Source organism: Cognatishimia sp. WU-CL00825 (assembly GCF_040364665.1).
In the GTDB taxonomy this organism is placed as follows: Bacteria; Pseudomonadota; Alphaproteobacteria; order Rhodobacterales; family Rhodobacteraceae; genus Cognatishimia.
Map to the genome: position 1 here is coordinate 20,798 of NZ_BAABWX010000002.1, position 22,592 is coordinate 43,389.

Consider the following 22,592-nt stretch of genomic DNA (forward strand, 5'->3'; position numbering starts at 1 on the left):
CATGACTGAACGGCGCAAAAGTCGGCACCGTGCAAATGACTGTACCTTTCCGCAAAACTTGTTAAAAATGAGTGGTTATTCAACGCCGTTTATTTCTAAGAGGGCAGTGCTATCGCTGGAGTTACCGCAAAACAACGGATTTACGATCATTTCGTCGAACAGATCCGATCCCAAAAACTGAAGGTTGGACAGCGATTGCCGACTGAAAAGCAAATCGCTAAATCCTTCGAGGTGAGCCGATCAACGGTGCAAACCGTCATGTCGCGCCTTGCCCTAGAGGGTGTCGTGCGCCGCCAGGCTGGACAAGGGACGTTTGCCTGTCGATTGACCGATGACATGATGGTGCGTGTCAATTTGGACATCCACAATATTCAATCTTTTGAAAACGAAATGGCGGTTTCCGGTGATCATGTGACCTATCATTTGATTTCGTTTTCCCGCAGGGCAGCGTCGCCAATTGTTGCTAGTAAACTTGGAATAGCCGAAGGGACGCTGGTTAGCACTTTAGAGCGCCTTCGGTTTGTTGAGGATGAATGTATTGGGTCCGAAGTACGGTATTTTTCTCCGGATATTATCTTAGACGTTTCGGCGCATGCGCTGGAAACCCAGGGCGGTCACGAGTTAATCGAATTGGGACTTGGGATACGCATAGGGCGCATTGATGCAGCCCTGCGTGCAATGGTAGCGTCGGAAAATCAAGCAAAGCAGATGAACGTCACCGCAGGGGCACCGTTGTTGGTACGATCCCACACCCTGTTTTCTGAGGAAGATATGGTGATCTTACACGGTGAATCTTTTTATGTAGAACCATTTTCATTTAGATACACGGCAACAGTCAGAAATAGTTAAAAGTTGAATAAATTCAACGATGTGTGTCGAGCTATATTGTTGAACTCTGTATCGGTTCTGCACCAATGTTTTAGGAGTTCTAGATAAGCGAGATCGTCAATGTGCATAAAGGGCTCGATTTCAGACAGGGGCCGTGTTGCGCGCTGTGCCGATTTTCCAGTATGCGGCCAATCGCTGCCCCAGATGATGCGTCCTTTGGCGACGTCAAATAGGCTGGGGATATAGGGTGCAAGTGCCGCTGCCGAGTCGGCGTAGTCGATCACACGGCACAGGCCTGACGTTTTTAAAATTACATTTGGCAACGCTAGAACTTCCGACACGCGGTCTAAGGTTTCGGTAAAGTTTGGATCTTCGGTCTTTAGCCCGGCGAAGTGATCTAGGATCGTAGGGCGCCCGAGCTGAGCAATTGTATCTTTCAATGAATAGATGACATCTGCTGGTAGGAAAATTTGTAATATCATGTCTGTGCCCTTCATCTGGGCGTTGAGTTGAACAAGCTGTGCCTTTGCTACATCAATTGCTGTTGCGCCGCTGGTTTTTAGGTTGGCGCGCAATCCGCGCACGCCAGACGACCAAAGCGATTGAATGTGATCTGGCTCATGTTTGCTGGGGTCAACAACGGCAACGGCGCGCGCGCGGTCTTGGCCCAGGATTTCCACCGCTTCAAGTGTCGCACGATTGTCGGTGCCATAAGTGCTGGGCTGAACCACAACCACATGATCTGCACCGATTCGATCCATATGTGCAGCAAGCTTTTCGCAATCCGCATTGCCTGGCGTGTAGTTTCGATTTTCGGCGTAAGGGAATTTTTCCGGTGCAAAAACATGGGCATGCGCATCGATCAGTCTTAAATGAGTGGTCATTTGATTATACATCCATACATTTGTGTTGCTTTGTGCGTATTATTGCTTTTATGATGAATAAAATGCAATGTGAGATTTCCTAATGTTTTTCGCACCACCCACAGAATTGACAGCAGAAGTCTTTGCGCAAGTTCCTGCAGAGCTTGCCCCGAAAGGGGCCTCTGAATGGGGGGATGTGCAGCATCCGGGTAAAAACTTCCGCGCGTTTCTTGAGGGCCCATCGTTTGACCGCGCAGGTAATCTATATTGCGTCGATATCTGCCATGGGCGCATCTTACGGTGTGACCCAGAGGGTAATTTTTCTGTTGCAGCCGACTACGATGGAGAACCAAACGGTCTAAAAATCCATAAGGACGGGCGCATCTTCATAGCGGATCATGCACATGGCATCATGGTCATGGACCCAGATAGTCAAAAGGTGGAACCGTTTCTAACGCGACCAGCTTTGGAGCGGTTCCACGGGCTCAATGATCTGCATTTTGCATCAAACGGCGACCTTTACTTTACGGATCAAGGGCAAAGTGGTCTGCAATCAGCGCATGGGCGACTTTTCTGTCTGCGCACCTCGGGCGAGCTTGAGTGTCTTGTGGACAATATACCGAGCCCAAATGGCCTTGTTTTGAATGAGAACGAAGGCCAGCTTTTTCTTGCTGTGACGCGCATGAACGCCGTCTGGCGTATCAGGTTCCTTCCCGGCAGTCGGACCGTCGTTAAATCTGGCACCTTTATTCAGCTTTCGGGCGGATTAGCGGGCCCAGACGGTCTGGCTCTCGGGGAAGGTGGTGAATTGATAATTGGTCATATGGGGCTTGGTACCGTCTGGGTCATGTCGCGACTTGGTGAACCGATGTTTCGCATCCGCTCACCCAAAGGGATTTTGACAGCGAATTGTGCCTTTGGCGGCCCAGAGGGGCGGCATCTCTACATCACAGAGGCAGAGAGCTCTTCGATCTTACGGGTCGAGCTGCCGTTCGCAGGAAAGCAGATGTACGCACATACATAATCAACGCGTCGTGAAGGCGTGACGCGTTTGGGAGGGAAAAATGATAAAAAAAATTGATGACATCTTATGTGTCATAGAAGACTGGATCATGGTGTCGCTGCTTTTGGCAGGTCTGTTTATGGCCTTCTTACAAGTTGTACTGCGATATCTGTTTAACACCGGAATTCATTGGCTTGAAGCAGGGCTTGTCACTGCCTTGATCTGGGCGATGTTATTTGGCGCGGTGCGCGCGGTGCGCGATGGATTTCATCCGCGTGTGGATTTGCTGCCCAGTCTAGTCTCACCCAAACTACGTGCAATTTTGAACTTCCTGTCTCTTGGTGCGGCGTTTGCTCTTGCTGCCTATGTGCTGCTAGACGCGGTGTTTTATGCAAAATTCTTAAACCTTATCAATGCACTGCATCCGGAACTTGGCATCAAGTTGCTGTATCCGTTTTTGATCGTGCCGATCATCACCGCGCTGATGACACTGCGGTATGGCTTAGTACTTTACACGCTGTTTTACAAACCAAGCACGCTCCATCCCGAAGACCAATATCGCGACCATATCGGCGCCAAATATAAGAAGGGCGTTATCGAATGATCGTTCTCACGCTTGTCATAGTCTTCTTTGGGCTGATCATCATTGGCGCACCGATTGCGGTGGCATTGGGCGGATCTGCCTTGGTCAGTTCCATGATGTTTTCGCCCATCGCGGATGGGATTGTTGGGCAAAAGTTCTTTGCCAACCTCAACCATTTTACGCTGATGGCAATTCCGTTTTTCTTCCTCGCCGCCGGTTTGATGGAGCGGGGTGGCCTTGTGCAACGCCTTGTGAACTTTGCGCAAGCCATCGTTGGCCACCTGCGCGCCGGCTTGGGCATGACCACCGTTTTGACCTGCATTTTCTTTGCAGCAATCTCTGGCTCAAGCCCAGCAACTGTCGCGGCTGTCGGAAATATTCTCTACCCATCGCTCAAGAAAGAGGGCTATTCAGACAAATATGCTATCGGGGCCTTGGCGACGTCAGGCTCGATCGGGATTCTGATACCGCCATCCATTCCGCTGATCCTTTATGGGTTTGTAACGGAAACTTCGATCCCTGCGTTGTTCTTGGCAGGTATTATCCCTGGCATTCTTTATGGTGCATTGCTGCTGTTCACAGCGCGCTTTTTGGCCATCAAAGAAGGCATCCAAGTGCGTGAACGTGCTAGCCGCGGCGAGCTGCGATCGGCCTTTCGTTCCAGCCTGCCAGCCCTGTCTTTGCCTGCCTTTATCGTCATGGGTATCTACGGTTTCCCCGAATTTACGTTGTTTGGGTATTACTATGATGGCGGTGCGATCTTTACCCCAACTGAAGCTGCGGCAATAGCGGCGGTTCTTGCGATGTTCATCGGGTTCTTTGTCTATCGCGAGCTGAGCTTTCGCGAGATGCTTAAGGTCACCGCCGAAACCGGCCCGCGTGTTGGTATGATTTTTTGGATCACCGCGAATGCGTTGTTGTTTGGCTTTTTCTTGACCAAGGTTGGTGTGCCCGCTGCGATGGCGCAATTTGTGCTCGACATGAATGTGTCACCCATCGTGTTCTTGCTCTGCGTGAATGTATTGTTGGTTATTGTTGGCTTCTTCCTTGAAGGCGTGCCAACAATCCTGATCTTTGCGCCGCTTTTGGTGCCTGCCGCTGAAAGCTTGGGTATTGATCCCGTACATTTTGCAATCGTTATGGTTGTGAATATCGAGCTGGGTCTGATCACGCCACCTGTCGGCATTAATCTTTTTGTCGCGAGTTCGATCTCTGGATTACCGGTGCTCTCGGTATTTAAGGCCACTTTGCCCTGGATGATCGCAACCATCATCACGTTGATGATTGTCACTTTCTTTCCACCACTGTCGATGTTTCTTCCGGGACTGACACAGTGATGCGCCTGATTTCTCACAGCTTTTAAACATAATCCAAGGAGGAGAAGATATGTTCCTGAAGCAAGTTAAGACCGTTACCGCGGCTTTGGCAGTCACTCTAGTGGCAACAGCTGCATCGGCTGAAGTCAAAATGATCATGTCAAATGACAACAACAATAAAGGCCTGAAAGGGCAAACTTTTGAGTACCTTGTCTCACAGCTCGAAGAGCGCCTAGGTGACAAGATTGACGTCGAAATGCACCATGGCGGAACCCTTTTTGACCAGCAAAGCCAGATCCAAGGTTTGCAACTTGGCGGCACTCACATCGTATCGCCAACCGCGGGTATCTATAGTTCGGTAAACCCAAAAGTAGCAGCTTTGCAGCTACCGTTCTTGTTGAATACACCTGAAAAGATTCAGGCGGCCGTCGCGGACCCGATTGTACGCGATGCGATCATGCCAGGTTTGAACAACCAAAACATCGAAGTTGTTGCCGTCTGGATGAATGGCCCGCGTGATCTCGGTTACAAGGCCAAAGATCCTATTCTGCTACCAAGTGACGCCGAAGGTCTGAAGGTTCGCGTTCAATCCGCACCGATTTTTGTGAAAACTTGGGAAGCCATTGGCGCAAACCCGGTTGGCATCAACTGGTCCGAAGCTCCTACGGCGCTGCAGCAGGGTGTCATTGACGCGGGAGAGGTTACTCCAAACTCATGGCGTGGGTCTTCAACTTATCAGTTTGTAGATCACATCACGATGACGGATCACCAATATTCCTTCTACCTTGTAGGGGCGAACAAACAGTGGTGGGATGAAATTCCTGCAGCTGAAAAGACTGAAATCAACGCAGCGCTCGCAGCAGCGACTGAGTGGAATATGGCGAAAAATACCGAGATCAACGGTGCGGCTGCCGAGTTTATGTCTGGCGAAGGTGTTGGCATTCACTATCTGACAGACGAGCAGCGCGCTGTCTGGGCGGAAGCAATGAAGCCTGTTTGGCAAGAGCTGGGCAACGAACTCGTAGGGGATGAAGTTATGGATCGCCTGAAAGAGATTGCCGGCGTTAGCTAAACGTCAATATCACTTTGAGAGAAATACAAAGAGAAAAACGGGTTGGCTTTTAGGAGCCATCCCTTTTCGTTTGGAACTTAAGAGGCCAACGGCACATCAAAATTGCGATGTAGTCAGGGTTTCAGTGGAGACCTTCTAATATGACGATTTAGCAATGTCATGGTTTGTATTTCAGCCTTATGTAATGCGGCCCGAATTTGAGTAGTTCTAGATAGTATAATTAAAGTTAAGGTCTGTAGCTTTTGATTGCCCACTGCCGATGAAAGGCAGCAACATCGGAAGCCGATCATGCACATCTGGCCACCCATCCCCCCTGTCCGGGCCCTGATGGACGCGCATTGGGAATTGGCTTGCCCTTTTCAAGCGTGCGATGTGTTGAGGCGAATAAAGGACCAACGCCTTTAGCTGACGTTTCGAAATAATCCTCATCAAGATGTCTCTTCAGTTGCGAAGCATTGCGACGCCCCAAGTAGGCAATACCTAGGCGGAAAAACAGAAGCATTGAATTTGCTTTGGGGCATGTCTCACCGATTCCAAAAAAACTTCGGAAGGTCAGAGCTGAACATAGGAGAACACTTTGGAATGCTGCCCAAAAAGAGACTGAAGAAACACAAAAGGCCCAAGCATTTCTGCTTAAGCCTTTGGATACACAGTGGTGAGCCGTGATGGGTTCGAACCATCGACCTACTGATTAAAAGTCAGTTGCTCTACCAACTGAGCTAACGGCCCACATCGCTGTGCGTGTGGGGCTTCTAGGAATAACAGAGGGGGCGGTCAAGCCAAAAAGTCACAAAAAATGTAGATGGCTAGAAATACCCTGAAACCAAGGTTATATGCGGCTTCATGACAGACAGACAACAAACGATCAGATTCGAGAAAATGCACGGTTTAGGCAATGATTTTGTGGTCATTGACGCCCGTGACCGTGCTGATGGGCTGACACCTGCCTTGGTGACCGCGATTGCTGACCGGCATTGCGGTGTGGGTTTTGATCAGCTTGCTGTCATAGAATCAGGCACCCATGATGCGCATCTGGTGTTTTACAACAGCGATGGCTCCACCTCTGCCGCTTGCGGCAATGCGACCCGCTGTATCGCGCGGAAATTATTAGACGAATCTGGGAATTCAGCGCTCACGCTCACCACTGAACGTGGCACGCTTTATGCCCGCGAGGCAGGCGATGGCTTGGTGTCCGTCAATATGGGGCCCCCACAGCTAAGCTGGGAGGAAATCCCCCTCGCACGCGAAATGGACACGCTCAAATTGCCGCTGCCAGGCGAACCCACGGCCACCGGCATGGGCAACCCGCATTGTACGTTTTTTGTCGATGACGCCGAGGCGGTCGATCTGGAAACCCAAGGGGCGCGATTCGAAACCGACGCGCTTTTCCCCCAACGCACCAATGTGCAATTTGCCAGCCTGGTGGGTGAAAACCACCTGCGCATGCGCGTCTGGGAACGGGGCGTTGGCCCAACGCTCGCCTCTGGTTCGTCATCCTGCGCCACCGCCGTGGCCGCCGCGCGTCGCGGGCTGACCGGCCGTCAGGTGCAGGTCGATCTGGATGGCGGCACGCTGCATATCAACTGGGCCGACGACGGCGTCTGGATGACCGGCGCAACCATGCATGTGTTTTCCGGTGAATTCACCCTCGATTTTCTGGACGCCGCCCAGTGACCAACGATGTAAGCAATGCCCCCAAATTCACCACGCTTGGGTGTCGGCTGAACGCCTATGAAACCGAAGCGATGAAGGACCTCAGCCAACAGGCCGGGCTGTCAAATGCGGTTGTCGTCAACACCTGCGCCGTCACCGCCGAAGCCGTGCGCAAAGCCCGGCAGGAAATCCGCAAACTGCGGCGCGAGAACCCTGACAGCACCCTCATTGTCACCGGCTGCGCGGCCCAGACCGAACCGCAAACCTTTGCCCAAATGCCCGAAGTAGATCGGGTGATTGGCAATACGGAAAAAATGCAGGCAAACACCTGGAAAACCATGTCTCAGGATCTGGGCGGCTTTATCGGACAAACCGAAAAAGTGCAGGTCGATGACATTATGTCTGTCACCGAAACGGCTGGCCATCTGATCGACGGTTTTGGCACCCGCTCACGCGCCTATGTGCAGGTGCAAAACGGCTGCGATCACCGCTGCACCTTCTGTATTATCCCCTATGGCCGCGGCAACTCGCGTTCGGTGCCTGCGGGCGTGGTGGTCGATCAAATCAAACGTCTGGTCGACAAGGGCTTCAACGAGGTTGTGCTGACCGGCGTCGACCTGACCTCCTGGGGCGCTGATCTGCCGGCCACTCCAAAACTCGGCGATCTGGTGATGCGCATCCTGAAATTGGTGCCGGATTTAAACCGCCTGCGCATCAGTTCGATTGATTCCATCGAGGTCGACGAAAACCTGATGCAGGCCATCGCCACAGAACCGCGTCTGATGCCGCATCTGCACCTCAGCCTGCAGCATGGCGATGATCTTATTCTCAAACGTATGGCCCGGCGTCACCTGCGCGATGATGCGATCCGCTTTACGCAAGAGGCCAAGAAACTACGCCCCGATATGACCTTTGGGGCTGACATCATCGCAGGCTTCCCCACGGAAACCGACGCGCATTTTGATAATTCGCTGAAATTGGTGACAGAGTGTGACCTCACTTGGCTGCATGTCTTCCCCTATTCCAAACGCGAGGGCACACCGGCGGCAAAGATTCCCAATCAGGTCAATGGCACTACCATCAAAGCCCGCGCCGCCCGGCTGCGTGCCGCAGGCGAGGCTCAGGTTACAGCCCATCTTCAGGCGCAAATTGGCAAAACGCATCATATCCTGATGGAAAACCCGCATATGGGCCGCACCGAGCAATTCACCGAAGTCCGCTTTGCCAAACCGCAAACCGAAGGCGCGCTTGTGCGTGCCAAGATCATCGGCCTCAAAGACCAGCAGCTGTCCGCATGACCCCAATCCTCTACAGCTTTCGCCGCTGCCCCTATGCCATGCGCGCCCGTCTGGCGATTGCGGTTTCTGGCATACAGGTTGAACTGCGCGAGATCCTGTTGCGCGACAAAGCCCCGGAATTTCTGGCCACCAGCCCCAGCGGCACGGTGCCATGCCTAAAAACCTCAGATCAGGTGATCGACGAATCGCTTGATGTGATGAAATGGGCGCTGGCGCAACATGACCCGCAGGGCTGGCTTGAGATGCCATCAGCTGGACACGACTTGATCGCCCAGGCGGATGGCCCGTTCAAGCAGGCGCTTGATCACACAAAATATGCGGTGCGTCACCCGGACAAAAATGCCGAAGAAGAACGCGCCAAAGCCCATGTTTTTCTGCACGAATTGAATAGCCAGCTCACCCAGGCCTATCTGTATAAAGACACGCCGACATTGGCTGATATGGCCATTTTGCCGTTCGTGCGCCAATTTGCCAATGTCGACAAAGCCCGCTTTGACGCGGAGCCTTGGTCCAACCTCAGCCGCTGGCTTGCGGCCTTTACCGCCTCAGAACGCTTTGCTGACATCATGCGGAAATACCCAATGTGGCAAGCGGATGACGCCCCCACATTGTTCTTGATCTAAATACCCTGGGGGAGAGGCCGCAGGCCGAGGGGGCAAAGCCCCCCCTTTGCCTTCAGGCCGCGTCTTCAACCAAGGTTGCGCGGGCTTTCACCACCCCCAAAGCCGCGCGGGCTGCTTCGCGGCCTTTTTCAACAAAATGCGCGCGGTAAATCTCGTTGTGATGATCGGTTTCTTGATAGTGGTGCGGCGTCAGCGACACTGACAGCACCGGCACGCCAGTATCCAAACCGGCCCGCATCAGCCCATCCACCACGGCCTGAGCGACAAAATCATGCCGGTAAATGCCGCCATCCACCACAAAGGCTGCGCAGGCCACAGCACTATAACGACCAGACCCTGCCAGATCTTTGGCCAGCAAAGGCATTTCAAAGGCCCCTGGCACATCATAAACGTCCACTTGGCCTGCGGGAATAACCTCGCAAAACCCGTCTAAGGCGCGATCCACAATATCGGCGTGCCATTGTGCTTTGATAAAAGCAAATCGGGTGTGTGTCATATCAATATCTCCTTTAGCAACAGACACGTCACCCAAGGCGATAAACGAACAAACAGCCGCCCCCAAAGGCCGCTCTCCGTCGTTCTCTTCCATCCGGACTTTAACCGTCGGCTCTGGAATCCCACCAGATCTGCTGACACTCTTCAATGTGGCTCCACATCTGTTCCGAAAACCGGTTCCCACTTTTCGGGATGTGGACGCGACAAATTCAAGCCGCTCGCGGGCTCATGGGTTGCCCCATTTACCGCCGGTGGGGAATTTCACCCCGCCCTGAGAACGCGCGCACCTTGCCAAGCTCTTTGCTGCATTGCAACATCAGAATCGCCCGAACGTGCCGACAAACCTACGAACTTTTAAGGACGCCCATGAAACTCATCACCGCTGGTGCCTCGCCCTTTGGTCGCAAAGTCAAAGTTGCGCTTATTGAAACCGGACAATTGCAAGATGTTGAAATCGTCGCGGTGAAAACCACCGCAACCGCCGTTGATCCGATTGTGCAGGCGGCAAATCCAATGGGAAAAATCCCGGCTTTGCTCCGCCCTGATGCGCCGGCGCTGTATGACAGCCGGGTGATTTGCCGGTTTCTGGATGCGCGCGCCAAGGCCGGCCTCTACCCAGAGCAACGACTTTGGGATGTTCTGACGCTCGAGGCCACGGCGGACGCTATTCTTGATGCGGCGGTTCTGATCACCTACGAGGGCCGCTTGCGCCCCAAGGCCCAGCAAAGCACAGCTTGGACGGATGCCCAGTGGTCCAAGGTCTCAAAGGGCGTTGCTGCCTTAAACACCAAATGGATGAGCCATCTAAATGGCCGGCTCGATATGGGGCAAATCGCCGTTGGCTGCGCGCTGGGCTATCTTGATTTCCGCCACGACGCCCGTAATTGGCGCAAAGGCAATGACACATTGGCCAAGTGGTTTGAAACGTTCTCAAACCGCACTTCGATGCAAGCCACACTGCCGTCTGACGCCTAGGTTCGCCTCGCACCACCGGCAGTTTATCGGCAGTTTGGCGGGCTTTTTGCAAAGAATCACAGGCTCTGGCTGGATCTGTGTCGCCGAAGGACACGCACTCTAAAGCCTCGTGGCCAAAATTAAGCGCAATTTTCACCGGATAGAATGCCTTAACATAGGGCCTAAGCGCGACACATCAACGCTTTGATCAAGATCAAACGTATTGACCGCTGGACGCATTGTTTTTGCTTCGCTAATAAGCGGGCTGGAGAGGCTGCCCTGTGCGGCCCAAACCGGTATAGGCCAACCCGGCCCAGAAATTGGAGTAAACCTCGTGTCCCACGCAGAAGATCACGAAGGCACCCGGAGGGATTTCCTCTACTACGCCACCGCTGGCGCAGGTGCAGTGACCGCAGGCGCCGCTGTTTGGCCGCTGGTCAATCAAATGAATCCCTCCGCAGATGTTAAGGCTTTGGCCTCTATCCGCGTGGATACAGCGGATATTCAGCCTGGTACGCAGCTGACAGTGAAATGGCTGGGCAAACCAGTCTTCATTCGTCGTCGTACCTCAGACGAAATCGAAGCCGCCCGTGCCGTTTCGTTGGACGATCTGACGATCGATGGCGCGTCTCAGAACGCCAACAAGCCCGGCACCGATGCCGCCGATGAAAACCGCGCCATGGACGAAAACGGCGAATGGTTGGTCATGATGGGCGTCTGCACCCACTTGGGCTGTGTGCCATTGGGTGATGGCGCTGGCGACTTTGGTGGCTGGTTCTGCCCATGCCACGGCTCACATTACGACACCTCCGGCCGCATCCGCAAAGGTCCGGCTCCTGAAAACCTTCCAGTTCCTGTTGCCCGCTTTGAGGGCAACGAACTGGTGCTTGGATAAGGAACGCGCATATGTCCGGTATCCCACACGATCACTACGAGCCAAAATCTGGCGCGGAAAAATGGCTAGACCATCGCCTGCCGGTGGTTGGTCTGCTGTATAACACTTTGATGATCCCAACCCCCAAAAACCTGAACTGGTGGTGGATCTGGGGCATCGTTTTGGCTTTCTGCCTGGCGCTGCAAATCGTCACCGGTATTGTTCTGGTGATGCATTACACACCGCATGTCGATATGGCCTTTGCCTCTATCGAACACATCATGCGTGACGTGAATGGCGGTCATATGATCCGCTATATGCACATGAACGGCGCGTCGCTGTTCTTCTTTGCCGTCTATATCCACATGTTCCGCGGTCTTTTCTATGGTTCCTACAAGGCACCACGTGAAATCACATGGATCGTTGGCATGCTGATCTATCTTCTGATGATGGCAACCGGCTTCTTGGGCTATGTTTTGCCTTGGGGTCAGATGTCTTTCTGGGGTGCGACGGTTATCACAGGCCTGTTTGGCGCGATTCCTTTTGTCGGCGACGCTCTGCAAACCTTCCTTTTGGGTGGGCCAGCGGTTGATAACGCCACGCTGAACCGCTTCTTCTCGCTGCACTACTTGCTGCCATTTGTGATTGCGGCGCTTGTCGTTGTGCACATTTGGGCCTTCCACACCACTGGCAACAACAACCCTACGGGCGTTGAAGTACGTCGCGGTTCCAAAGAAGAAGTCAAAAAAGACACGCTGCCATTCTGGCCATATTTCGTGATCAAAGACCTGTTTGCTTTGGGCGTTGTTCTGGTGATCTTCCTGGCTGTGGTTGGCTTTATGCCAAACTACTTTGGGCACCCAGATAACTACATCGAAGCCAATCCGCTGGTCACACCTGCACACATCGTTCCTGAATGGTACTACCTGCCGTTCTACGCGATCCTGCGGGCCTTTACGGGTGACGTTTGGGTGGTGATGTTCACAAGCTGGATCACTGGCGGCATCGTTGACGCCAAGTTCTTTGGTGTTCTGGCGATGTTTGGTGCGATTGCTGTTATGGCGCTGACACCTTGGTTGGACACATCCACGGTGCGTTCAGGCAAATATCGCCCAATGTTCAAATGGTGGTACCGCCTGTTGGTTCTGGACTTTATCGTCTTGATGTGGGCCGGCGCGATGCCAGCAGAACCACCTTATTCCACCATCTCTTTGATCGGTGCGACTTACTGGTTCGCTTACTTCCTCGTCATTCTGCCGCTGTTGGGTGTGATTGAAACACCAACCAAAGCGCCGGAAACCATCGAAGAAGATTTCAATGCCCACTACGGCAAACCAGCCGAATAAGAGGATACGGGATTATGCTTAAGAAACTTGCGATCTCCGCAGTTGCCGCCCTGACCCTTTCTGTGGGTGGCGCGATGGCTGCAGGCGGTGCTGGTGAAATCCACGATGTGGATTTCTCCTTTGAAGGACCGTTTGGCAAATTTGACCAAAATCAGCTGCAACGCGGATTGAAAGTCTATACCGAAGTCTGTTCTGCCTGCCACGGCTTGCGTTACGTTCCCATTCGCACACTCAGCGACGAAGGCGGACCGCATTTCACCGAAGAACAGGTGCGCGCATATGCGGCCGAAAACTTTGAAACCTTTGATCCAGAGCTGGATGACACCCGCGCCGCGAAACCTGCGGATTTCTTTCCAGGGTCCAATATGGAAACCGCGCCGGATCTGTCTTTGATGGCCAAAGCCCGTGCAGGCTTTAGCGGCCCTCAGGGTCTGGGCATCAACCAGATGCTCAAGGGCATGGGCGGTCCGGAATACATCGTTGCGATTCTGACCGGCTATACTGGCAAAGAAATGGAATCTGCTGGGACGACGTTCTATGAGAACACCGCTTTCCCAGGTGGTTGGATTGCTATGGCGCCACCGCTTGTGGGCGAAGATGTTGATTTTGATGACGGGCATGACAACAGTCTGCACCACGAGTCAGAAGACACAGCTGCGTTCTTGATGTGGGCCGCAGAACCCAAAATGATGGCGCGCCAGCGTGCCGGTTTCATCGGTGTTCTGATGCTGTCGATTTTGACCATCTTGCTGTATCTGACCAACAAGCGCCTTTGGGCCCCGATCAAGGGCAAAAAGACCAAAGCGTAAATTGGCTTACAGAGACTTAAGAGGCCCCGCCAATGGCGGGGCTTTTTGCGTTTGGGGATGAGGGGTTTCACCCCTCAAACTCCCCAGGGTATTTGGATCAAGAACAAAGGCCGCGAATCGTACAATTCGAGCGCTGAAACGTACAAATTGTACAATTAAGAGAAAATAAAAGCGGCGCTCTTAGCGGGGCTTGGCACAGTGCCATTGGATGCATTTGCAGTTCACAAATCGTCCAAGGCGCGCGAGTTCCGCATCGAGTTTTTCTTGGCGTTTTGCGGTCCATGTCAGGCCGGGTTCTGGCCAGAGGTTGAGCACGGTAAGCTGTTGGGTTTTGCGACTGGCTTTGACTTCTAACCGCCCGATAAAGCAGTCTTTTTCCAGCAGCGGATAGACGTAGTAACCCCATTTGCGTTTGGCGGCGGGCACAAACATTTCGATGCGGTATTCAAAGCCAAAGAGACGTTGCAGTCGGTCGCGATCCCGGCAAACGGGATCAAATGGGTTCAGGATGCGCAGGCGCGTGCTTGGCGCGGTCAGTTCCGCAAGGCGATCTTCGATGTCAGGCGCTCCAAAAGACAGCGTGGTCGACCCATCGGCATTGGTCACTTGCACAGGAATTAAGTCAGCCTTTTCAAGCCATTCCTTGGTTTCCTTGGCCGAGGTTGTGTCCCAAAACTTCTGGATTTCGCCTTGGGTGCCGACCGCGATGCGATCAATTGCAGCCCGCATTAGAAAGTCGAGTTCTTGGGCCTCAGATAGGTTGGTATTGCGCAGGTGATCTGGAAAAACCCGCTCGGGAAGGTTGTAGTATTTGGTGAACCCATCGCGGAAACAGGTGGCCAATTCACCTGTCATCCACATGTAATCTAACGCTTTTTTATGAGGTGGCCGCGACCACATCTGTTTCTCGCCAACAATCTTGGTATCAAAGGCATGGGTTGATAACGCGCCCTCGGTACGGATGCGGGATTTGATTTCATCCAGATAAGCGTTGCCCGCCAGATCCCCATGCCAGCGCCGCGCGGTGATATTCATACGGCGAAACTGACGTTGCCAAGCAGGCAGGAATGCCATCGGAATAACGCTGGCGTCATGGGTGAAATGCTCAAAGATCAGCCGATCTTTGGCAAGCAGGGGGTTGAGCATATCCTCGCGATATTTTTGGTTGCGGCTCCAGAGGATATGGTGATGCGCGCGAGCGACAACTTGGATGGTGTCAAGCTGCACCATGCCCAGTTTCAGGATTGTTCCATAAATGTCCAATGGTCCGGTCGGTGTGTCTGACAGGCCTTGTGACGCCAGCCAAAGCCAACGCGCGGTACGATTGTCGATCTTTATAGGTGCCTGCAAAATGCCCTCCGTTTCAGGGCATCAAACAGGAACAAAGGGTGAAAATCAATCCAAACCAACGATGTGTTGTTCGCCACGCGCACGCGCCAGCTGCATTTGCTTTTGCCGTTCACGAAAACGCTCTTTGTCACGAGAACTTGTTTCATCCACACATTGATGACAGCTGACTCCGGTTTCGAATTCGGTGCGTTTGGTGTCCTCGGGCATCAAGGGCCGACGACAGGCGTGACACAGAACATGGGGCCCTTCCTGCAGGCCGTGGCCAACCGAAACGCGGCCGTCAAAGACAAAGCATTCGCCTTCCCAGGTGCTGTCTTCCTGGGGCACTTCTTCGAGGTATTTCAGGATGCCGCCTTTGAGATGAAAGACGTCTGCGACACCTTGGCTCATCAGGTAATTTGTTGATTTTTCACAGCGAATCCCACCGGTGCAGAACATGGCGACGCGCTTGTTGTGAAAGCGTTCTTTGTTTTCTTCCCACCATTTTGGAAAGTCACGGAAGGTTTCGGTTTCTGGATCTATGGCACCTTTAAACGTGCCGATCCCGACCTCGTAATCATTGCGCGTGTCGATGGTGACGACATCTGGTGCTTGGATCAGCGCGTTCCAATCCTGTGGTTCAACATAGTTGCCCACATGGGCTGTCGGGTCCACGTTGGGTTGGCCCAGCGTCACGATCTCTTTTTTCAGCTTCACCTTCATGCGCGGAAACGGCTTGGCCGAAGCGCTGCTTTCTTTCCATTCGAAATCTGCGCAACCCGGCATGGACTGAATATGTGCAATGACCGCGTCAATTCCGCTGCGCGATCCGGCGATGGTGCCGTTGATGCCTTCGTTTGCCAACAAGAGTGTGCCGGTGACCTCTTGGGCTAGGCACAGGTCCAGCAAGGGATCCCGTAGGGCAGGAGGGTTATCAAAGCGGGTGAAGTGATATAGGGCGCAGACTGTAAACATAGCTGCCAATTACGCCCAATCTGGGCGCTGAGCAAGCCCCGCCATTGACGCGGTTTGTCACGCCGCCTAGGCATATGGAAACCGATGGAGGCGCATATGGCCAAGGCTTTGATTGTGATCGATGTTCAAAATGATTTTTGCCCTGGCGGGGCATTGGCCGTTGCGCAGGGCGACCAGATTGTGGCACCGATCAACGCATTGATGGGACAGTATGATGCGGTCATCTGCACTCAAGATTGGCATCCTGCGCTGCATTCGTCGTTTGCGTCGTCCCATCCCGCTAAAGCGCCGATGGACATGATCCAGATGTCTTATGGGGATCAGGTACTATGGCCAGATCATTGCGTGCAGGGCAGCGATGGGGCGAAGTTTCACCCGAAGTTGGATGTGAAACGGGCAGATCTAATTCTGCGCAAGGGATATAACCCTGAAATCGACAGCTATTCGGGCTTCTTTGAGAACGACCAGACGACGCCCACAGGTCTGGAGGGATATCTTAAAAGCCGTGATTTGACGGATCTGACTTTGGTCGGTTTGGCCACGGATTTCTGCGTGCAATTTTCAGCTTTAGATGCTGCGAGGCTCGGGTTCTCGGTCACAGTGCTGCAAGATTTTTGTCGCGGTATCGATATTGATGGTTCTTTGCGGGCCGCACTGGAAAACATGGACCTTGCCGGAGTTGTCTTGGCTTAGAAAGCTTGTGGTAATCGTAAAGACTTGCCAACATGGCCATCAAAAGGCGCGGAGAGATTTATGGTTGATATCAGCGGGCGCGTGTGGAGCCATAAGTGGAAAATTGACCCGATTGTGCGTTCGCTGATCGATACAGATTTTTATAAGCTGTTGATGTGTCAAAGTGTTTTCCGAAATAAGCGCGATACTCAGGTCACGTTTTCGCTGATAAATCGCAGCTCGGATGTGCCTTTGGCCAAGTTGATCGACGAGGGTGAATTGCGCGAGCAACTCGATCATGTGCGTTCGTTGTCCCTAAGCCGTGGGGAAAGCACCTGGCTGCGCGGCAATACTTTTTATGGCAAGCGCCAGATGTTCAGCCCTGATTTTATGGAGTGGTTTGAGGCATTGCGTCTGCCTGACTATCATCTGGAGCGGGTGGGCGACCAATATGAGCTGACGTTTGAAGGCAGTTGGCCGGAGGTGATGCTGTGGGAAATCCCGGCGCTTGCGGTATTGATGGAATTGCGTGGCCGCGCTGTTTTGCATCAGATGAAAAAATTTGAACTCCAAGTGCTGTATGCGCGGGCAACCACCAAGCTCTGGGAGAAAGTTGAAACCCTGCGCGGGCTTGACGGGTTACGCATTGCAGACTTTGGAACGCGTCGACGGCATTCCTATCTTTGGCAGGACTGGGCCGTGCAAGCCATGGTCGAAGGCCTGGGCGAGAAATTTGTGGGCACGTCTAATTGCCTGATCGCCAAGAACAGAGACCTGGAAGCCATCGGCACCAATGCGCACGAACTGCCGATGGTCTATGCAGCATTGGCAAAAACCGATGCAGAGCTGGCGCAATCACCGTATCTGGTGCTGTCAGACTGGCAAGAAGAACACGATGGCAATCTGCGCATTATTCTGCCTGACACCTATGGCACCCAAGGTTTCTTGCAACGCGCTCCTGCGTGGTTGGCGGGTTGGACAGGCATGCGCATTGATTCCGGTGATCCAGCTAAAGGGGCGGAAGAGGCGATCGCATGGTGGACGTCGCGTGGCGAAGACCCCACCAAAAAACTGGTGATTTTTTCGGATGGGTTGGATGTGCAAAAAATTGTCGAATTGCAAAAGCAGTTTGCAGGCCGCGTTCAAACGTCGTTTGGTTGGGGCACCTTGTTGACCAATGACTTCCGCGGTTTGGTGCCTCAGGATCGGCTTGCGCCGTTTTCTTTGGTGTGCAAAGCGGTGAAAGCGGGCGGGCAACCAACGGTTAAGCTGTCGGACAATCCCAACAAAGCCATGGGGCCCGCGGCAGAAATCAAGCGTTACAAAAGGGTGTTTGGTGTCAGCGTGCAAACCCCGATCGAGGTTGTGGTTTAACCTCCCATAGAGACCAGATCAGGCCGGGTTTTCTGGGCGGCTTGAAAGTCCGATTTGCTTGTCCAACCTTGCCAATTGCAGCGTATCAGCGATTGGGCAACAGAACCGCCAAGTGTGGTGCCAGGGCCAAGCACAATAAAGACATCCGGGCAGAATTCGCGTGCGGCCATGCGGATGGTGGCTGCAAAGTCATAGGGCGCGACGACCTGTTGCCCCAGCGTGTAGTCCCAAAGCGCCGATAAATCGCTTGCCTTAGGATACCAAACCGCCCCCCGGCCATCAATCAGCGGAATCTTTGGTTGTTGAAACAGCGACTCTGGCAGCGCTGCACGCCCCAGCGCGGCAACGGGTTTCTGCAATAGGGAATGAAAACCAGCGTGGTTTTTCAAGCGCATTGGAAATCGGGATTGGATCGGGGGCAATTCAGCCTCAAACGCTTCAATACCTGCTTCGTTCCCAGCCAGAACCAGCAAACCGCCAAGATCAATGGACAGTGACAGAATGTTGCCTGAGCGATTTGAAATGTCGGTGCATTTGTCTAACAATGCCTGTTTTGCACCTGGAATTTCCTGCCAATTTTCGTCGCTATAGGGGTATAGGATTTGCCCTCCTATTAGGTGATCCTGCATCAATGTGCCCATGGTGTTCACCACCCGCATACCGTTTTGCGCGCTGAGTGTTCCGGCGCAGGCCAAGGCAATATACCAACCCATCGAATTGCCGGTGATGGCAAGGATGTCAAATTCTGCTTGGTCAATGGACAAATAGTCGGCGTAGGCGCAGCCATAGATCAGTGCGCTGGCATTGTCGCCGCGCGTATGCACCGACATCTTAAAGGATTCAGCGCCATCCAACGCGCTGAGGGTGGGTTGACGGGCAGAGATCCGGTAGTCGTCAAATGCACGGATCAGGTCAGGCTTGTCAGCATGACGCTGCGCAAGATAGCCAATTTCAGGCGCATTATAGGTTCCGCGCCCCGGCGCGATAACAACGGCAGTTTTTTTCATGTGGCCTTCCAAAGTCTTAGGGCCGCGTCCGCAATCGATTGCGCCGAGGGCATCGTGGCGGCATAGGCCGGGCCGGTCGCAATAAAGCTGTCTTGGGCGGCCAATCGCGCATGGGGCAAATCGCTGTTTTCATGCAGGAATGCCATTAGGGCTTCGGATAGATTGCCCGATTGCCGGCATTCATCCACCACAAGCACTTTGCGCACGCCACTAAGGGCTTTTAACAGCCCATCCGTTGGCAGCGGAGTCAACCATCGCACATCGATTACGCGGCAATCAATGCCCTGTTTGGACAGTGTTTTCTGGGCCTGCGTCGCCAGATAGCGCCCGTTTCCATAGGTGACGATTGCCAGCGGGCCATCACCTGCCACACCAACTTCTCCGAGGGCAATTGTTTCGTTGGGGTCAGGGTAGGTTTGCATCCACCCCCCGTCCTTTTCAGCGTGTAAATCACGCATCGGATATAGCGCGATGGGCTCGACAAATACCACAACGCGTTGCTCTTCGCGCGCCAGCCGGACACATTCTCGCAGCATCTTTACAGCATCATCGCCGCGCGATGGGCAGGCCAGTATGATGCCGGGAATATCGCGTAGAACGCCCAAGGAATTGTCGTTGTGGAAGTGGCCACCAAATCCTTTTTGATAGCCAAGCCCTGCAATACGCAGCACCATTGGGTTGCTAAATTGCCCATTCGAGAAAAAGGGCAGAGTGGCAGCTTCACCGCGCAACTGGTCTTCGGCGTTGTGAAGATAAGCCAAAAACTGGATTTCCGGCAGCGAGATAAACCCATTGTGGCCCATTCCAATCGCAAGCCCGAGGATAGATTGCTCGTCCAGTAGGGTGTCGATCATACGGTCAGGCCCAAAGCGGTCTGTCAGTTTTTGGGTCACTCCATAAACCCCGCCCTTGCGCCCAACATCTTCGCCCATCATCACAAGTTCGGAATGGGTCAACATTAGGTCGGTCAAAGCCCAATTGAGCAGACGCGACATCACCTGAGGGGATTTCATTTGTTTGAAGTCGGACCCAAAAGCAGCGGAGCGTTCTGCGGCAGTGGGAGGTACTGGAACCTGACAAGCGCGCTTTGGCGGAACTAGGCTTGCCATGACATCTTTGGCGGTTTGCAGGCGTGGATGGGTTATGACCTGTTTTGCGACGCGCGCGCATTGCGCTTCTGACTCATCATAAATTGCCAGAATGTCATCGCTGCTCAGCAGTTGTTTTTCAGTCAAGAGACGGGCGGAATGCAGCAAAGGATCGTCAGCTTCCCAGTCTTCAAAAACCGCTTTTGGCAAATAGGCCTGTTGCAGATCTGACCCAGCATGGCCGTAAAGCCGCACAACATTCATATGCAAAAACGCGGGTTTCTTGGTGTCCCGGACATAAGTCGCCGCCGCAGAGGCAGTTTTGTAAGCGTCATACAAATCCAGCCCGTTGGCCTTAAAGTATCGCAGTCCTGGTTTTTGTGAAAAGTTTGCTTCGATCCAACCTTTTGGCGTGCGTGTGGATATGCCTATGCCATTGTCTTCACACACAAATAACAGAGGCATGGGCACGGATTGAAACGAAGTCCAAGCAGCGGTGTTTATTGCCCCTTGTGCCGTAGAGTGATTGGCAGATGCGTCGCCAAAGCTGCACAGAACCAATCCGTCTTTTGCCAAGGTTTGGTGTTCGGGGGCGTGGCGCTTGGACAGGCCAATCGAATAAGCAGCACCCACCGCTTTGGGCAGATGGCTGGCAATGGTCGAGGTTTGTGGAGGAATGCTCAGGGCTTTGGACCCTAGAACTTTGTGGCGTCCGCCAGAAATTGGATCATCGCGAGAGGTCGCAAAGGACAGCAGCATATCCCAGGTGGCGCTGACACCGGGCACTTGGCTGCTGCGCATCGTTTGAAAGGCACCATCGCGATAATGCAAAAACGCCATGTCGCTGGGGCGCAGTGCACTTGCAACCGCAGCCATGCCCTCGTGACCAGAAGACCCGATTGTATAAAAGCCTTGGCCCTCGGCCTGCATTTTGCGCGACCGACGATCCAGATTTCGACTGAGGCACTGGGCACGAAAAATCGCTACGGCCTCGGTATCAGAAAGCGGACCATCCGGCGCACTTCCCAACGGGAAATCCGCATTAGCTATGCGTTTGCGAAAAGCCTGGTCGACAACATCTGCGCGATCCATTCTGAATTTCCTCTAGAAAAACGCCTGAAGGCCAGTTTGTGCGCGTCCTAGTATCAGCGCATGCACATCGTGGGTGCCTTCGTATGTGTTCACCGTTTCAAGATTCACCATGTGGCGCATCACCTGAAATTCCAGCGAAATGCCATTGCCGCCGTGCATGTCGCGGGCATTGCGCGCAATATCTAACGCTTTGCCACAATTGTTGCGCTTGATCATCGAAATCATTTCCGGCGCGGCTTGGGCGTCATCCATCAATCGGCCAACCCGCAGCGCGGCTTGCAGGCCCAGAGTGATTTCAGTCTGCATGTTGGCCAGTTTCAATTGAAAGAGCTGGGTTTGGGCCAGTGGCTTACCGAATTGTTTGCGGTCAAGCCCATATTGCCGCGACGCGTGCCAACAGAATTCGGCGGCCCCCAAGACCCCCCAAGCAATACCATAGCGGGCGCGGTTCAGGCATCCAAATGGCCCCTTCAGGCCTTCGACATTTGGCAAAAGTGCGGCGTCGCTGACTTCGACGTTGTCCAAGACAATTTCGCCGGTCACCGACGCACGCAGGCTGCCCTTGTGCGCGATCTTGGGCGCGCTCAGACCCTTGGTGCCTTTTTGCAAGACAAAGCCTTTGATTTTACCGTCGTGCGCGTCAGATTTTGCCCACACGACAAAAACATCTGCGATAGGCGCGTTGGTGATCCACATTTTTGCGCCATTCAGCACGTAACCGCCGTCGGTTTTTGTTGCCGTGGTCTTCAGGCTGCCGGGATCCGAACCGGCATCTGGTTCAGTTAGGCCAAAACACCCGATCCATTCGCCACTTGCCAGTTTGGGCAAATAAGTCATGCGCTGTTCTTCGGTGCCATAGGCGTAAATCGGATACATCACCAATGAACTTTGCACCGACATCATCGATCGGTATCCCGAATCCACACGTTCCACTTCGCGGGCAATCAAGCCATAAGACACATAGCCCGCTCCCAAGCCCCCGTAGGTTTCGGGCAGAGTGGCACCTAGCAGGCCCATCTCTCCCATTTCGCGGAATATTTCTGTGTCGGTTTCTTCGTTTTCAAAAGCCGTGGTGACGCGCGGCATCAATTTATCTTGCGCATAGGCATGCGTCGCGTCCCGCAGCATCCGCTCGTCTTCTCTCAGCTGTTGTTCCAGCAAAAATGGGTCGTCCCAGGTATAGTTCGCAAGGTTTGGCGAGTCTTTTGGAGTGAGTGACATGAGGAATCCTGGTGTTTGAAGAGGGAAGAAATATCATTCCGCATAGAAATGTTTCTGCAGTTTTTTAAAAGATACGATGACATAGGCACAAAAAATAGCGATAAATCGGCATAAGAA

General features: G+C 53.3%; 21 protein-coding genes, 1 tRNA gene and 1 riboswitch. Of the genes, 14 read left to right on the forward strand and 8 right to left on the reverse strand.

The window, feature by feature from the left end:
* The first annotated feature begins 138 nt into the window (after positions 1 to 138).
* The gene (locus tag ABXG94_RS10730) at positions 139 to 849 is read left to right on the forward strand and encodes a GntR family transcriptional regulator (protein ID WP_353534523.1); all 711 of its coding nucleotides are present in this window, start codon (positions 139 to 141) and stop codon (positions 847 to 849) included.
* Here the strand turns inward: ABXG94_RS10730 and ABXG94_RS10735 are convergent.
* Positions 846 to 1,712, reverse strand: a complete 867-nt coding sequence (locus ABXG94_RS10735) for an amidohydrolase family protein (protein WP_353534091.1) — start codon at positions 1,710 to 1,712, stop codon at positions 846 to 848. The genes ABXG94_RS10730 and ABXG94_RS10735 overlap by 4 nt on opposite strands.
* A gap of 82 nt (positions 1,713 to 1,794) precedes the next feature.
* On the opposite strand from ABXG94_RS10735, the gene ABXG94_RS10740 reads away from it, so the two are divergent.
* Genes ABXG94_RS10740 through ABXG94_RS10755 form a run of 4 tightly spaced genes read left to right on the forward strand, consistent with a single transcriptional unit; the run spans position 1,795 to position 5,665 of the window.
* Complete coding sequence (locus ABXG94_RS10740) at positions 1,795 to 2,715, forward strand: SMP-30/gluconolactonase/LRE family protein (protein ID WP_353534093.1); 921 nt, start codon at positions 1,795 to 1,797, stop codon at positions 2,713 to 2,715.
* A gap of 40 nt (positions 2,716 to 2,755) precedes the next feature.
* Complete coding sequence (locus ABXG94_RS10745) at positions 2,756 to 3,298, forward strand: TRAP transporter small permease (protein ID WP_353534094.1); 543 nt, start codon at positions 2,756 to 2,758, stop codon at positions 3,296 to 3,298.
* Positions 3,295 to 4,614, forward strand: coding sequence for a TRAP transporter large permease (locus ABXG94_RS10750; protein WP_353534095.1), 1,320 nt, complete (start codon positions 3,295 to 3,297; stop codon positions 4,612 to 4,614). Before ABXG94_RS10745 ends, ABXG94_RS10750 begins: the two co-directional genes overlap by 4 nt.
* 49 nt (positions 4,615 to 4,663) lie before the next feature.
* Entirely contained in the window at positions 4,664 to 5,665 is a 1,002-nt protein-coding gene (locus ABXG94_RS10755; protein WP_353534096.1) for a TRAP transporter substrate-binding protein, read from the forward strand.
* Positions 5,666 to 6,318: 653 nt separating this feature from the next.
* Here the strand turns inward: ABXG94_RS10755 and ABXG94_RS10760 are convergent.
* A tRNA-Lys gene (locus tag ABXG94_RS10760) sits at positions 6,319 to 6,394 on the reverse strand.
* Between the two features lie 114 nt (positions 6,395 to 6,508).
* Between ABXG94_RS10760 and dapF the strand changes: the two genes are divergently transcribed.
* Genes dapF through ABXG94_RS10775 form a run of 3 tightly spaced genes read left to right on the forward strand, consistent with a single transcriptional unit; the run spans position 6,509 to position 9,239 of the window.
* Complete coding sequence (gene dapF, locus ABXG94_RS10765; protein ID WP_353534097.1) at positions 6,509 to 7,339, forward strand: diaminopimelate epimerase; 831 nt, start codon at positions 6,509 to 6,511, stop codon at positions 7,337 to 7,339.
* Positions 7,336 to 8,616, forward strand: coding sequence for a tRNA (N(6)-L-threonylcarbamoyladenosine(37)-C(2))-methylthiotransferase MtaB (gene mtaB, locus ABXG94_RS10770; protein ID WP_353534099.1), 1,281 nt, complete (start codon positions 7,336 to 7,338; stop codon positions 8,614 to 8,616). Before dapF ends, mtaB begins: the two co-directional genes overlap by 4 nt.
* The gene (locus ABXG94_RS10775) at positions 8,613 to 9,239 is read left to right on the forward strand and encodes a glutathione S-transferase (RefSeq protein WP_353534101.1); all 627 of its coding nucleotides are present in this window, start codon (positions 8,613 to 8,615) and stop codon (positions 9,237 to 9,239) included. The genes mtaB and ABXG94_RS10775 overlap by 4 nt, the downstream gene beginning before the upstream one ends.
* A gap of 52 nt (positions 9,240 to 9,291) precedes the next feature.
* On the opposite strand, the gene ABXG94_RS10780 is transcribed toward ABXG94_RS10775, so the two are convergent.
* Positions 9,292 to 9,735 carry a 6,7-dimethyl-8-ribityllumazine synthase gene (locus tag ABXG94_RS10780; protein ID WP_353534103.1) on the reverse strand — a complete coding sequence of 148 codons (444 nt, stop codon included), beginning with the start codon at positions 9,733 to 9,735 and terminating at the stop codon, positions 9,292 to 9,294.
* Positions 9,736 to 9,812: 77 nt separating this feature from the next.
* Positions 9,813 to 10,017, reverse strand: a riboswitch (FMN riboswitch).
* A gap of 83 nt (positions 10,018 to 10,100) precedes the next feature.
* Between ABXG94_RS10780 and ABXG94_RS10785 the strand changes: the two genes are divergently transcribed.
* From ABXG94_RS10785 to ABXG94_RS10800, 4 genes are all read left to right on the forward strand, one after another.
* Entirely contained in the window at positions 10,101 to 10,709 is a 609-nt protein-coding gene (locus ABXG94_RS10785) for a glutathione S-transferase family protein (protein WP_353534105.1), read from the forward strand.
* A 313-nt stretch (positions 10,710 to 11,022) separates the two neighbouring features.
* Positions 11,023 to 11,583, forward strand: coding sequence for a ubiquinol-cytochrome c reductase iron-sulfur subunit (petA, locus tag ABXG94_RS10790; RefSeq protein ID WP_353534107.1), 561 nt, complete (start codon positions 11,023 to 11,025; stop codon positions 11,581 to 11,583).
* Between the two features lie 11 nt (positions 11,584 to 11,594).
* Positions 11,595 to 12,908, forward strand: a complete 1,314-nt coding sequence (locus ABXG94_RS10795; protein ID WP_353534109.1) for a cytochrome b — start codon at positions 11,595 to 11,597, stop codon at positions 12,906 to 12,908.
* Between the two features lie 14 nt (positions 12,909 to 12,922).
* Entirely contained in the window at positions 12,923 to 13,717 is a 795-nt protein-coding gene (locus ABXG94_RS10800; protein ID WP_353534110.1) for a cytochrome c1, read from the forward strand.
* A gap of 180 nt (positions 13,718 to 13,897) precedes the next feature.
* Here ABXG94_RS10800 and ABXG94_RS10805 read toward each other — a convergent pair whose 3' ends face one another.
* Together ABXG94_RS10805 and trhO are read right to left on the reverse strand one after the other, a co-directional pair.
* The gene (locus tag ABXG94_RS10805; RefSeq protein ID WP_353534111.1) at positions 13,898 to 15,067 is read right to left on the reverse strand and encodes a winged helix-turn-helix domain-containing protein; all 1,170 of its coding nucleotides are present in this window, start codon (positions 15,065 to 15,067) and stop codon (positions 13,898 to 13,900) included.
* 45 nt (positions 15,068 to 15,112) lie between these two features.
* Complete coding sequence (trhO, locus tag ABXG94_RS10810) at positions 15,113 to 16,021, reverse strand: oxygen-dependent tRNA uridine(34) hydroxylase TrhO (protein ID WP_353534112.1); 909 nt, start codon at positions 16,019 to 16,021, stop codon at positions 15,113 to 15,115.
* Between the two features lie 96 nt (positions 16,022 to 16,117).
* Between trhO and pncA the strand changes: the two genes are divergently transcribed.
* Complete coding sequence (gene pncA, locus ABXG94_RS10815) at positions 16,118 to 16,714, forward strand: bifunctional nicotinamidase/pyrazinamidase (protein ID WP_353534113.1); 597 nt, start codon at positions 16,118 to 16,120, stop codon at positions 16,712 to 16,714.
* Positions 16,715 to 16,774: 60 nt separating this feature from the next.
* Positions 16,775 to 18,067, forward strand: coding sequence for a nicotinate phosphoribosyltransferase (pncB, locus tag ABXG94_RS10820; protein WP_353534114.1), 1,293 nt, complete (start codon positions 16,775 to 16,777; stop codon positions 18,065 to 18,067).
* Here pncB and ABXG94_RS10825 read toward each other — a convergent pair.
* The 3 genes from ABXG94_RS10825 to ABXG94_RS10835 are packed head-to-tail and all read right to left on the reverse strand — an operon-like array spanning position 18,064 to position 22,475.
* Positions 18,064 to 19,074 (reverse strand): ACP S-malonyltransferase, encoded by a 1,011-nt coding sequence (locus tag ABXG94_RS10825; protein ID WP_353534116.1) that lies wholly within the window; start codon positions 19,072 to 19,074, stop codon positions 18,064 to 18,066. The two genes, pncB and ABXG94_RS10825, sit on opposite strands and share 4 nt — an antisense overlap.
* On the reverse strand, positions 19,071 to 21,254 hold the full coding sequence (locus ABXG94_RS10830; RefSeq protein ID WP_353534117.1) for a dehydrogenase E1 component subunit alpha/beta: 2,184 nt from the start codon (positions 21,252 to 21,254) through the stop codon (positions 19,071 to 19,073). The genes ABXG94_RS10825 and ABXG94_RS10830 overlap by 4 nt, the downstream gene beginning before the upstream one ends.
* Before the next feature lie 12 nt (positions 21,255 to 21,266).
* Positions 21,267 to 22,475 carry an acyl-CoA dehydrogenase gene (locus ABXG94_RS10835; protein ID WP_353534119.1) on the reverse strand — a complete coding sequence of 403 codons (1,209 nt, stop codon included), beginning with the start codon at positions 22,473 to 22,475 and terminating at the stop codon, positions 21,267 to 21,269.
* Positions 22,476 to 22,592 lie beyond the last annotated feature (117 nt).